Annotated in this window: 12 protein-coding genes; 9 read left to right on the top strand and 3 right to left on the bottom strand. The window is 66.0% G+C overall.

Going from position 1 to position 12231, the window contains the following annotated elements:
• Positions 1–68 precede the first annotated feature (68 nt).
• A complete protein-coding gene (locus tag JOF47_RS08060; RefSeq protein ID WP_209997095.1) occupies positions 69–941 on the bottom strand; it encodes a LysR family transcriptional regulator in 873 nt (290 codons plus the stop codon).
• Positions 942–1033: 92 nt separating this feature from the next.
• On the opposite strand from JOF47_RS08060, the gene JOF47_RS08055 reads away from it, so the two are divergent.
• Complete coding sequence (locus tag JOF47_RS08055) at positions 1034–1960, top strand: EamA family transporter (RefSeq protein WP_245356301.1); 927 nt, start codon at positions 1034–1036, stop codon at positions 1958–1960.
• A gap of 348 nt (positions 1961–2308) precedes the next feature.
• Positions 2309–3223, top strand: coding sequence for a pyridoxal 5'-phosphate synthase lyase subunit PdxS (gene pdxS / locus JOF47_RS08050; RefSeq protein WP_209997093.1), 915 nt, complete (start codon positions 2309–2311; stop codon positions 3221–3223).
• A 109-nt stretch (positions 3224–3332) separates the two neighbouring features.
• Here pdxS and JOF47_RS08045 read toward each other — a convergent pair whose 3' ends face one another.
• Both JOF47_RS08045 and JOF47_RS08040 read right to left on the bottom strand, forming a co-directional pair.
• Positions 3333–4088 carry a GNAT family N-acetyltransferase gene (locus JOF47_RS08045; RefSeq protein WP_209997092.1) on the bottom strand — a complete coding sequence of 252 codons (756 nt, stop codon included), beginning with the start codon at positions 4086–4088 and terminating at the stop codon, positions 3333–3335.
• Complete coding sequence (locus JOF47_RS08040; RefSeq protein WP_209997091.1) at positions 4085–6106, bottom strand: M3 family metallopeptidase; 2022 nt, start codon at positions 6104–6106, stop codon at positions 4085–4087. Before JOF47_RS08040 ends, JOF47_RS08045 begins: the two co-directional genes overlap by 4 nt.
• 79 nt (positions 6107–6185) lie before the next feature.
• Between JOF47_RS08040 and JOF47_RS08035 the strand changes: the two genes are divergently transcribed.
• The 7 genes from JOF47_RS08035 (at position 6186) to yajC (ending at position 12133) form a co-directional block, all read left to right on the top strand.
• On the top strand, positions 6186–7451 hold the full coding sequence (locus JOF47_RS08035) for a CapA family protein (RefSeq protein WP_245356300.1): 1266 nt from the start codon (positions 6186–6188) through the stop codon (positions 7449–7451).
• Between the two features lie 124 nt (positions 7452–7575).
• The gene (pdxT, locus tag JOF47_RS08030) at positions 7576–8244 is read left to right on the top strand and encodes a pyridoxal 5'-phosphate synthase glutaminase subunit PdxT (protein ID WP_342592735.1); all 669 of its coding nucleotides are present in this window, start codon (positions 7576–7578) and stop codon (positions 8242–8244) included.
• Positions 8245–8246: 2 nt separating this feature from the next.
• A complete protein-coding gene (locus JOF47_RS08025; protein ID WP_209997089.1) occupies positions 8247–9002 on the top strand; it encodes a YebC/PmpR family DNA-binding transcriptional regulator in 756 nt (251 codons plus the stop codon).
• Positions 9003–9008: 6 nt separating this feature from the next.
• Positions 9009–9611 carry a crossover junction endodeoxyribonuclease RuvC gene (gene ruvC / locus JOF47_RS08020; protein WP_209997088.1) on the top strand — a complete coding sequence of 201 codons (603 nt, stop codon included), beginning with the start codon at positions 9009–9011 and terminating at the stop codon, positions 9609–9611.
• 157 nt (positions 9612–9768) lie between these two features.
• Positions 9769–10386 (top strand): Holliday junction branch migration protein RuvA, encoded by a 618-nt coding sequence (ruvA, locus tag JOF47_RS08015; protein ID WP_209997087.1) that lies wholly within the window; start codon positions 9769–9771, stop codon positions 10384–10386.
• 9 nt (positions 10387–10395) lie between these two features.
• Positions 10396–11454 carry a Holliday junction branch migration DNA helicase RuvB gene (gene ruvB, locus JOF47_RS08010; RefSeq protein WP_209997086.1) on the top strand — a complete coding sequence of 353 codons (1059 nt, stop codon included), beginning with the start codon at positions 10396–10398 and terminating at the stop codon, positions 11452–11454.
• A 175-nt stretch (positions 11455–11629) separates the two neighbouring features.
• Positions 11630–12133: a preprotein translocase subunit YajC gene (gene yajC / locus JOF47_RS08005; RefSeq protein WP_342592734.1), complete on the top strand. Its 504-nt coding sequence runs from the start codon at positions 11630–11632 to the stop codon at positions 12131–12133.
• The last annotated feature ends 98 nt before the right edge of the window (positions 12134–12231 follow it).

The following is a 12231-nucleotide window of genomic DNA, read 5'->3' as shown; positions in this document are numbered from 1 at the left end:
CAACACGCAGGCGTCGAACGCCGGCACTTCGAACTCGGCCTCGACAGCCTTGGCGGACACTCCTACGTTCACGGCGCGGAAGTGCCGCTCGCTCCCTGGTAGAGGATTTTGGCCAGGGCGATGGCGGTGTGCGTGGCCGGGTGGAAGTCGTGGGTGCGCCACATGAGATACACGGGCACGGGCTGGGTGTCCAGAAGCGGACGGTAGGTGATGCCTGCACGTCGGTACTGCGAGGCGGTCGATTCGGGGGTCACGCCGACGCAACGCCCCGTGGAGATGGCGGTGAGCCAGTCATCCACATCGCGGGTGTACTCGATGGCGGGTTGTTCACCCTCGGGCCACAGGTCCAGGGTGGTGGTTCCGGTGCGGTGGTCGATCGCCAAGGTCCGGGTGTGGATCTCGCGCAGGCGGACATGGTGCCGGCTGGCCCAGGCGTCGTCCGAGGCGAGGGCAACATAGCGGATTTCGTGGCCGATCAGGGCGTGCGCCCACGGTTTCAAATCCAGCGGGGCCCGGACGACGGCAAGGTCGCACAACCCCTCGGCGAGCCCGCCGGTCGGGGTGTTGTGGCGGATCAACCGCAGATCGGTCTCGGGGTGCTGGTCCTGCCAACGCCGCTGGAACTCGGTGGTGTGCCGGCCGAAGGCAGACCACGCATGGCCGATGTGAAGTCGGGTGTGGCCGGTGGTGGCTTCCCGGACGAGTTCGTCGGCAGCGCTGAGCAGCACTCGGGCCCGGGCCAGGACCTGGACCCCGGCCGTGGTGGGGGCGATGCTGCGGCTGGTGCGGTGCAGCAGCCGCACCCCGAGCACATCTTCGAGGCCGGCAAGGGTGCGGGAGACCGCGGCCTGGGAAACGCCCAGCTCAAGGGCGGCATCCGTGAAACTGCCGGTGTCGATGATGGCGACCAGGCAGCGCAGCTGCTTCAACTCCAGTGTCAACGTGTTCCGTCGCTTTCATCTATGTGTTTAGCGAATAGATTATCGCGTGGATGCATTTTGCGTATCCATCCGCTGCTTCCACCGTTGGAATCATGCAACTCGAACCCTCCGCTTCCGCCCAGCCCCTCGGTGCCGGTGTGCCCGGCAACCCCGCCACCTCCAGCGCCCGAGGGAGGCGGGGCGGAGTGCCACTGATGCTGGTCAGTGGCCTGTCAAACCAGACCGGGGCTTCGCTCGCGTCGCTGGCATTTCCCGTGCTCGGTCCGGCCGGGGTGGTGGCGGTCCGCCAATGGGTGGCCGCCCTCGTGCTGGTGCTGGTGGGCAGGCCGCAGCTTTGGCGCTTCAGTGCCGCCCAGTGGCGGGTGGTGCTGGGGTTGGCGTTGGTTTTCGCCGTGATGAACCTGTCCCTCTATGCCGCGATCGAGCGGATCGGGCTCGGCCTGGCCGTCACCCTGGAATTCCTGGGTCCGTTGGCCGTGGCGCTGCTGGGCTCACGCCGCCTCGCCAACGTGCTCTGTGCGACAGCCGCCGCGGGCGCGGTGGCCGTGCTGGTGCGGCCCACGCCGTCCACGGACTATGGGGGCATCGGTCTGGCGCTGCTGGCAGCCCTGTGCTGGGCCTGCTACATCCTGCTCAACCGGGAAGTCGGGTCCCGCGTGCCCGGACTTGAGGGCTCCGCCGCGGCCGCACTTGTCTCCGGCTTCCTTTACCTGCCGGTTGGTGCCTGGGTGCTGTGGCAGAATCCGCCGACGGTCGCGGTGCTGGGCTACGCCTTGGCGGCCGGGGTGTTGTCCTCGGCGGTGCCGTTCCTCGCGGACCTGTTGGCCCTGCGGCGGATCCCGGCCCATTCATTCTCGATGTTCATGAGCGCCAACCCCGTTTTCGCCGCGTTGATCGGCTTCGTCGCACTTGGCCAGCAACTCGACGCGCTCGCATGGTTGTCCATCGTGGTGATCGTCGGCGCGAACATCGCGGCCCTAGCCGTCGCGCAGCGTTCCACCCGCGGGTCCAGACGGTGAAAAAACTTCCATCCCGAAGCCGTGGCCATACCCATATGTGTCCGGTTTGCCTGGTGTTTTCTCGAAGGCGGTCTGCTGTCATGAAATGTGACGGGGGTGGACCCAGGTGAAATGCGCAGGGTGGTCCCGACTGTTTCCTATGCGGGGTTGCGCCGGAGGCGTTCCTGTGTTCGGCCGAAAAACCCTATGATCCAGCGGTATTCGGTGCTTTGCGGGTAGACTGACGGCGTCAAAAATCTAGGAGACTTGTCGACCGGTTATGAATTGTGACGACATAACCGAGGTCTTTGTTACGTCCTCGTCCTACGATGATTCGCATACTGCTCACCTTATTGAAAGGAACCCAAGGTGTCTGAAAACGAAGGCGTCTCAACCCCGGCAACTACCGTAGGTAGCGACCGCGTCAAGCGCGGCATGGCGGAAATGCTCAAGGGCGGCGTCATCATGGATGTTGTCACCGCAGAACAGGCCCGTATCGCCGAAGATGCAGGCGCTGTAGCCGTCATGGCTCTCGAGCGTGTCCCGGCCGACATCCGCGCCCAGGGCGGCGTTTCGCGCATGAGCGACCCGGACATGATCGACAGCATCATCGATGCGGTCTCCATCCCGGTCATGGCCAAGGCCCGCATCGGCCACTTCGTCGAGGCGCAGATCCTTCAGTCCCTGGGTGTCGACTACATCGACGAGTCCGAGGTGCTGTCCCCGGCCGACTACGAGCACCACATCGACAAGTGGGACTTCAAGGTTCCCTTCGTCTGCGGTGCCACCAACCTCGGTGAGGCACTGCGCCGCATCAATGAGGGCGCGGCCATGATCCGTTCCAAGGGCGAGGCAGGAACCGGCGACGTTTCCAACGCCACCGGCCACATGCGCAAGATCCGCGCCGAAATCGCCAAGCTTGCAGCCCTCCCGAAGGACGAACTGTACGTAGCCGCCAAGGAACTGCAGGCCCCGTACGAACTGGTCAAGGAAATTGCCGCCACCGGCAAGCTCCCGGTAGTGCTCTTCACCGCCGGCGGCATCGCCACCCCGGCCGACGCCGCCATGATGATGCAGCTGGGCGCAGACGGCGTGTTCGTCGGCTCGGGCATCTTCAAGTCCGGCAACCCGGCACAGCGTGCCGCCGCCGTGGTCAAGGCCACCACCTTCTACAACGACCCGGACGAGCTGGCCCGCATCTCCCGCGGACTGGGCGAGGCCATGGTCGGCATCAACGTCGCCGACATCCCGGCACCGCACCGCCTCGCCGAGCGCGGCTGGTAGCACCGGCTTCTCTCCGAGGCTGACGTAAGCGCAAAGGCCCGGCCCCGTTCGATTCCCTCAGGGAAACGGACCGGGGCCGGGCCTTCGTCGTTCGGACATGCATCGGGAGTTAGCGCAACACCATGTGCCGCCCGCGGCCGAGCAGGCGCATGCCGTTGGCCTCGAAGAACTGCGCCGAGGTCGGCGAGGCGGAGGCGATCAACTCGACCTGCGACTTTTCCTCAAGACCCAGCGGATTGACCATGCCACGCGCCAGCCCGTGCAGCAGGGCCGAGCCAACGCCTTGGCGCCGGTGTGCGGCGCCCACGGCCAACCCGTGGATCGCCAGCTGCCCTCCGAGAGCCTGCTGGGCAAAGGCCCGGCCCACCAGGTCCCCGTCAAGGGTCCTGGCGGTTGCCTGCTCGATGCGCCGCAGGGCCGGGTGTCCGGCGCTGAGTCCGGTGGAAGCCGGATCGCGCCAGAGATTTGCCACGTTCAGCTCCTGGGCGTCGGCTCCCGAAGCCTCCGGCACCTCGGTGCCAAGGCGCACGCGCCCCGGCCACAACTCGGCGGGGCTCACCAACTCGCCTGCATGCCAGCTGATCTGTGCGGCGTCGGTGAAACCGGCGGATTGCAGGCCGTCGGCCGGGGCTCCGGAATTGACCCAGGCCTCCACCCGGCGGGCACCCAAGCGGGTTCCCTCGGCCAGGCCGGGGCGGATGCCGGCTTCCTGGGCGTGCCGGGGGAAGAGCAGAACCAGCCGGCGGCGTGCGGGCTGCCAGGCCCACGAGCAACCGTGGGTCGTAAAGAGCTTGCCGCCCGTGGCGATCGCCATGGCCTCGTGCCACTGGGTGAGTGTCTCCTGGGCAAAGCTGATGGTTGTCATGCGCCCTGGCCCGTTGGCAGTCCCCGGCGAACCAGCAGCGGTTCGATCCTGGCCGGTCGGCCGCGGAAGAGCTCGTAGGATTCCAGCGGGTCGCGGGTGTTGCCGCGGGAGAGCAGCTCGCTGCGGAAATGGTCCCCGTTGCCCCGACGCAGGCCGCCGTTTTCGGTGAACCACTCCACGGTGTCGGCGTCCAGGACCTCCGACCAGATGTAGGAGTAATAACCGGCCGAGTAGCCGCCGTCGAAGATGTGCTTGAAGTATCCGGTGCGGTAGCGCGAGGGCACCAGGTCGGGGATCAGCCCGGCCTCCTTCAGGACGCGGTCCTCGAACGCTGCGGGGTCCTCGACGGTTTCCCCGGCCGGCAGCGAGTGCCAGGCCAGGTCCAGGACGGCCGCGGTGAGGTACTCGGTGGTGGCAAAGCCCTCGCCCCAGAGGGCCGCGGCCTCCAGCTTGGCGATGGTGCCCTCCGGCAGCGGTGCGCCGGTCTCGGTGTGGGCGGCGTAGCCGGGCAGGATTTCCTCGTGCAGGGACCACATTTCATTGACCTGCGAGGGGTACTCGACGAAGTCGCGCGGCACCGAGGTGCCGGCCAGCGACGGGTACTTCCCGGCGGAAAACAGCCCGTGCAGGGCATGGCCGAATTCGTGGAAGAGCGTGTTGACCTCGTCGAAGCTCACCAGCGCGGGTTCCCCCGCCGCCGGCTTCGGGATGTTCAGCGTGTTGGTGACCACCGGGCGCTCATTGAAGAGCCCGACGGATTCGCGGATCGAGTTCATCCAGGCGCCACCGGATTTGGTCGGACGGGCGAAGAAGTCGCCCAGGAAGAGCCCCAGGATGCTGCCGTCCTGGTTGTGCACGTCCCAGATGCGCACATCCGGGTGGTAGAGCGGCAGGTCGGTGCGTTCGGAGAAGGAAAGCCCGTAGAGCCGTTGCGCGGCGGCAAAGACGCCGCGGGCGAGGACCGCGTCGAGCTCGAAGTATTCGCGCAGCGCCGCGCGGTCAAGGGTGTAGCGCTCCTTGGCGACGGCCGCCGAGTAGTAGGCCCAGTCCCAGGGGTTGATCGGGGCACCGGAAATCTTGGCCAGCTCATCGGCCTCGGCGCGGGCGTTGGCCACGGCCGCCGGAACGAGTTCGGCCAGGCGTTCCCGGACCGCCTCGAGGGACGGTGCCGTTGCCCCTTCCAGGACCACGTCGGCATGGGTTTCGTGGCCCAGCAGTTCCGCGCGGGTGGCGCGCAGCGCGGCCATCCGGGCGGCAAGCCCCAGGGTGCGGTTTTCGCCGTCCCGGCCGCGGGTCACCGAGGCCTCGAAGAGCCGCCGGCGCGATTCGCCGATCTCCAGCGTGGCCAGCAACGGCTGGGCGGTCGGCAGCACCAGGGTCAGCAGGTACCCGGATTCGTGCCCGGCCTCGCGCGCGGCACCGGCGGCCGAGGCCAATTCTCCTTCGCTGAGCCCGGCAAGGTCCCCGGCGTCCTCGAAGTGGACGGCGGCATCGTTCATGGCGCCGAGCAGCTTGCGGGAATACTCGGAGGACAGGTCGGTGATCCGCCCGTTCAGTTCCCGCAGGGTTGCCTTCTTGTCCGCATCCAGTTCCGCGCCGGCGGCGCGGAAGGTGCGCAGCGTTTCGGACACCAGGCGCGCGTCCTCGCCCTCAAGCCCCGTGGCGTCGAAGGATGCCAGCCGGTCGAAGAGTCCCTGGTCCAGGTGGATCGCGTCCATGTGGCCGGAAAAGAGGGCCTGGAGCGTCGGGTCGATCTCGCGCAGGTCGTCGGTGCCGTGGGCGGAGAAGACCGTCCCGTACGCCATGATGGTCCGGCGCAACAGCTGCCCGCTGCGCTCCAAGGCCACAAAGGTGTTCTCAAACGTCGGAGCGTCGGCATCTTGCGCAATGGCCCGAAGTTCTTCCAGCTGCCGTGCCACGCCGGCTTCTGCTGCCTCCAGGTAGTGCGCTGCGGTGATGGCGGGGAAATCGGGGAATTCGAACGGCAAAGTACTTCGCTCAAGCAACGGATTCTGCATGTCCTCAAGCCTGTCACATGCCCGGCGCGCTGTCCGTTTCCCGCGCCGCCGAGGCCTCATCGAGGTTAGGCTCGTACCCATGGACGAACGCCCCGCCGATTCCGTGCGTGACCGAAGAATCCTTGCCATGCTTCCGGCGCTGGCGCTGGCAGTCGCGCTGGGGTCATGTTCGGTTGCGCCCGCGCAACCGGCGCGGGTCCCTGCACCGGCTTCTGCCGAACCCACATCTGTCACGGCAGCGCCAAGCGACGAGCCAACAGCAGGCACTGTGCCGCAGGAGCCAGCCGCACCGGATTCAACAGCAAAACCCCCGCCCGATGCGTCGTGCCCCGGGGACGAATGCATCGAGGTCGCCGTCGCCGGGGACATCCTCCTGCACCCGGCGTTGTGGGAACAGGCGAAAAAGGACGGCAAGGGGCAGCTGGACTTCGAGCCGCTGCTCGGCGGCATTGCGCCGTTCCTTGACGAGGTCGACCTGTCGCTGTGCAACCTTGAAACGCCGCTGGCCCCCAAGGGTGGCCCGTACCGGGGCTACCCGATGTTCGCGGTGCCGCAGGAAATCGTCCCGGCGCTCAAGGCCGTGGGGTACGACGGTTGCACCACCGCCAGCAACCACTCGATGGACGGGGGAGCGGAGGGCGTCATCCGCACCCTGGACGCGCTGAAGGACGCCGGACTGGTTTCCACCGGTTCCTACCGGAGTCCGGTTGATGCCGGGAAGCCGCTTCTCACGCAGGCCGGAGGCGCCAAGGTTTCGGTCATTGCCGGAACCTATTCTCTCAACGGCGTCGCCGAGGACGCCCCGTGGCGGGTCGACGACATCGACGAGGCCTCGCTGGTTGCCAGGGCCAGGACCGCACGCGCCGCTGGTGCGGACATCGTCCTGGCGGCAATCCACGACGGCGCCGAATACACCGACAGGCCCACTGCGGGGCAAAGGGAGCTGTACCGGGCCCTGGCCGACAGCGGCGAATTCGATTTCATCTACTCGCACCACACCCACTCGGTGCTGCCGATCGAAAAACGCGGAAGTACCTGGATCGTCTACGGGTTGGGCAATTCTGTGGCCAAGCACGACACCAAGACCGTGCTGAACCGTGAGGGCATCACTGTAAACATGCAATTCGTGCGAACCGCTTCCGGCTGGGAACCCGGGAAGTTGCGCTGGGTCCCGCACTTGATGGCCGAGGACCGCGCGCGCTGGTGTGCCCTGCCTGCGCCGGCCGGGAGCCAATGCACTGACACGCAGGGCGACGCCGCATCGCTGAAACGCACCACGGCAACCGTCAATGCCTTCGGTGCCGACCGGGACGGCGCAGGACCCTGGGTGCCGGCAGCCAGGTGAGGCCGATGATGCCCGACGCGCCGTGTCATCAAGATGGAATGGAGCCCCCCGCGGGTTTAAGCTTGGCTGTCCGCCTGCCCAAGCCGCAGGCGGAGCATACAAGGACAACCAGAAAGCGACACACGTGTCACGAATAGGAGTGCTCGCCCTGCAGGGCGATGTGCGTGAACATCTCCACACCCTGGGCGCCCTGGGCGCAGAGGCCGTCCCGGTGAAAACACCGCAGGAACTGGCGCGGGTCGAGGGCCTGATCATCCCCGGCGGCGAATCCACGGTGATCGACAAGCTCTCCCGTATGTACGGCGTGGCCGATGCACTGAAGGCGCGTATCGCCGACGGCTTCCCGGTCTACGGGTCGTGCGCCGGGATGATCATGCTGGCCAACACCATCGCCGACCCCACCACCAACCTCATGGGAGAGCCGCAACAGAGCTTCGGCGGCATCGACATGGTGGTGCGACGCAACGCGTTCGGCCGCCAGGTCGATTCCTTCGAGGTCGACATGCAGGTCCGCGGCCTGGAATCCGTGTCCAGCCAGGATCCGGACGAGCCGACCAAGCCCGTGCGCGCGGTCTTCATCCGCGCCCCGTGGGTTGAAAGCATCGGCACGTCCGTGGAGGCATTGGCCACTATTCCGGCGGCGAACACGCCGATGAACGCGGATGGGGTCCAGGTGGATAGAATTGTTGCAGTACGTTCGGGAAACCTGCTGGCGACGTCCTTCCACCCCGAGGTGACGGGCGAACGCCGCATTCACGAATTATTTATCCACATGATCAGAGGAGAAGCGTAAGCATGTCCGGCCACTCCAAATGGGCAACCACCAAACACAAGAAGGCTGCAATTGACGCCAAGCGCGCCAAGTCCTTCGCCAAGCTGATCAAGAACATCGAGGTCGCGGCGCGAGCCGGCGGCGCCGATATGGCTGGCAACCCGGCCCTGGAACTTGCGGTTTCCAAGGCAAAGAAGACCTCGGTTCCCAATGAAAACATTGACCGCGCCGTCAAGCGCGGCGCCGGTTTGACCGGTGAAGTCATCGACTACACCGAGATCATTTACGAAGCACGCGGCCCGCAGGGTTCGGCCCTGCTGATCGAGTGCTTGACCGACAACAAGAACCGCGCAGCCTCCGAGGTTCGCCTGGGCATCACCCGCAATGGCGGTTCCGTAGCCGATCCAGGATCTGTTGCGTACCTCTTTGCCCGCAAGGGTGTTGTCGGCCTGCCGAAGAATGGCCTGACCGAGGACGACGTGCTCATGGCAGTCCTCGACGCCGGCGCCGACGAGGTAAAGGAAGTCGGTGACTCGTTCGAGATCCACAGCGAACCGACCGACCTGCGCGCCGTCGTTGCAGCCCTTGAGGAAGCCGGCATCGAGTACGAGAGCGACGAAGTTGAATTCGTTCCCTCGATGCAGGTCGAGCTGGACGCCGAGGCGGCCCGCAAGTTCCTGAAGCTGGCGGAGGCACTCGAGGAACTCGACGACGTCCAGAACGTCTACTCGAACGCCGACATCAGTGCCGAGGTCATGGCAGAACTCGAAGAGGCCTAGGCCCCTTTGGCTCTGCGAGTGGTCGGCGTCGACCCCGGACTGACCCGTTGTGGGCTGGCCGTGGTCGACGTCGAACCCAACCGGCGTGCCACGCTCATCGATGTCAAGGTCATCGGCTCCGAACCGGACCTGCCGCTTGACCGGCGCCTTCTGGTCATAGCCGACGGCATCGACGCGTGGCTTGACCAGCACAAGCCCGATGTCGTGGCACTCGAGAGGGTCTTCAGCCAGCTCAATGTCAGCACCGTGATGGGCACTGCACAGGCCTCGGGCATCGTCATCGTTGCGGCGGCCCGCCGTGACATCCCCGTGGCGCTGCACACCCCCACCGAGGTCAAGGCCGCGGTGACGGGTTCCGGCCAGTCCAACAAGCAGGCGGTCGGCAAGATGGTCGCCAAGATCCTGCGCCTGGACGAGCCGCCCTCTCCCGCGGACGCCGCCGACGCCGCGGCCCTTGCCATCACGCATGGCTGGCGCGGTGCGGCATTCGGCTCCGCCGGCGCAGCGGCATCGGCTTCCTCCCCGCGCAGCGGAACCTCTGGCCTGACCCCGGCCCAGCGAGCCTGGATCGCCGCCGAGGCCAAGGCCCGAAGCGTCAAATCACGCTAAACGGGTTGGACGGGAACCGGCTTGGCGCCGGTTCCCGGGTTCGGCGGGCGATCAAATCCACGAACAAATTGCGTCCAGCCTGTAAGCTGTTCGTAGATATATTCGCATTGCCGGTCGTTGGTTGCCGGCAAACCCCAAACCACCGGAGGTCGGCCAGATGATCAGTACGCTCAGGGGAGTGGCGCAGCAAGTCAACCTGAACAGCGCGGTCATCGAGGTCGGCGGCTTCGGCATGCTCATCCAGGCAACCCCGCAAACCCTGTCCACCCTGCATGTGGGGCGCGAGGCATTGGTGCACACCTCCATGGTGGTCCGCGAGGATTCCATGACGCTCTTCGGCTTCGCCAGCGGCGAGGAGCGAGAAGTGTTCGAGGTCCTCGTCGGCGTTTCGGGCATCGGCCCGCGCACCGGGCTTGCCATCCTTTCCGTGCACACCCCGGAGGACGTCCGCATCGCGGCAAGCACCAAGGACACCAAGGCCTTCACCAAGGTTTCGGGCATCGGACCCAAGGGCGCCGAACGCATCGTGCTGGAGCTTTCAGGGAAACTCGCCCCGACCGGCGCCGTGGCAACCGGCGGCGTCGCCGTGGCCCCGGCATGGGAGCCGCAGGTCATCGAGGCGCTCACCGGCCTGGGCTGGACCGAGAAGGACGCCAACAAGGCCCTCGAGGCGTTGGCCAAGTCCGATCCGGAAATCACCACCAACGGCAGTGTTCCCGAGATCCTGCGGGCCGTGCTGCGTTCCCTGGGCCGCGGCACGCGTCCCGGACTCTAGGAGTAGACAATGAGCGAATCCGGCATCCTCACCAACGCAGGTTCCGAACCCGAAGAGCGTGTGCTCGAGGCGGCGCTTCGTCCCAAGAACCTCGACGACTTTGTGGGGCAGGCCCGGGTCCGCCAACAGCTCTCACTGGTGCTTGAAGCATCGAAGATCCGTGAGCGCACGGCCGACCACGTGTTGCTCTCGGGCCCCCCAGGCCTGGGCAAAACGACCCTGTCCATGATCATCGCCGCCGAAATGAATGCGCCATTGCGCATCAGCTCGGGTCCGGCGATCCAGCATGCTGGCGACCTGGCAGCCATCCTTTCGTCGCTGACGGAGGGCGAAGTGCTCTTCCTGGACGAGATCCACCGCATGAGCCGTCCCGCCGAGGAAATGCTGTACATGGCCATGGAGGATTTCCGTGTCGACATCATCGTCGGCAAGGGCGCCGGTGCCACGGCCATCCCGCTCGAACTTCCCCCCTTCACACTCGTCGGTGCCACCACGCGCGCCGGCCTGCTCCCCGGCCCGCTGCGCGACAGGTTCGGGTTCACCGGGCACCTGGAGTTCTACAGCACCGAGGAACTCGAACTGGTGCTGCGCCGTTCGGCCATGATGCTTTCCCTGAAGGTCAACTCCGCGGCTTTCAGCGAAATTGCCTCGCGTTCGCGTGGAACTCCCCGTATTGCCAACCGCCTCCTGCGCCGCGTGCGCGACTGGGCCTTGGTGAACAGGCTGGAAAACATCGATGCACGAGCCGCATCCGCCGCACTGGACATGTATGAGGTTGACGCGCGCGGCCTTGACCGCCTTGACCGTTCGGTGCTGCACGCACTGTGCACCAAGTTCGGCGGGGGACCGGTGGGCCTCTCGACCCTGGCCATCGCCGTCGGTGAGGAAACCGAAACCGTCGAGACGGTTGCCGAACCCTATCTGGTGCGCGAGGGGCTGCTCGGGCGTACCCCTCGCGGACGCATTGCCACCGCGGCGGCCTGGGACCACCTTGGCCTGCGCATGCCGGCAGAGGCGGTCTTCGCCGGACGCGGGGCTTATGAAAACGACGGGGACGACGGGGAATAGGAAATTCCCTGATCGTTTACCGGGTGAATACCGAGAATTCAAAGGATATTTACAGGGCAAATGTTGGCCTTGGTCACAGTTTCTGCATATCGGCACGATAGGATAAGGGTGCCCACCGGCTGCAAACATTCAGTGCGCAGACCGATGACTATGACTTAGAAACAGGTATTTACTCGTGACCGATTACGTTTTGGCCCAGGCCGCCGCTGGTGCGAAGGCCCCATTCGACCCCACCATGCTGATCATGCTTGCCGCATTTGGCCTGCTGATCTTCATGATGATGCGCGGCCGTAAGAAGGCGGCCAAGACACAGGAAGAGATCCGTTCGAACTTGGCACCCGGCGCCGAGGTCATGACCCAGTTCGGCCTCTTCGGTCGCATCGTGAGCATCGATACCGATGAGAACAAGATCGTCCTGGAAGTTTCCCCGGGCAACAACGTCACGGTCCACTCGCAGACCGTTGCCAAGGTCGTGGCCCCCGAGGCCGCAGCCCCGGTCGTCGAGGTTCCGAACGACGCTTCTTCGCTGACCGCTGCCCCGGCGGAATCGACCGAGACCCCGGCGTCCGAGACCCCGGCCTCCGAGACCCCGGCCTCCGAAACCCCGGCCCCGGCCTCCGAAACCCCGGAGGAGACCCTGCGTCGCCTCAACAACGAGGACAACGGCCCGAAGGCCTAATTGGACCTCACCACCCCTTAGCAGTGAACGGTTTGAGGGATTTCCAAGGTCCATGACCTTGGTCGAGTAATCCCCGTCCACCGGCATTCACCAAGCGG

This window comes from Paeniglutamicibacter kerguelensis (assembly GCF_017876535.1).
In the GTDB taxonomy this organism is placed as follows: Bacteria; Actinomycetota; Actinomycetes; order Actinomycetales; family Micrococcaceae; genus Paeniglutamicibacter; species Paeniglutamicibacter kerguelensis.
Note: the sequence above shows the minus strand (reverse complement) of the source record. Positions and strands in the feature narration are given on the sequence as shown.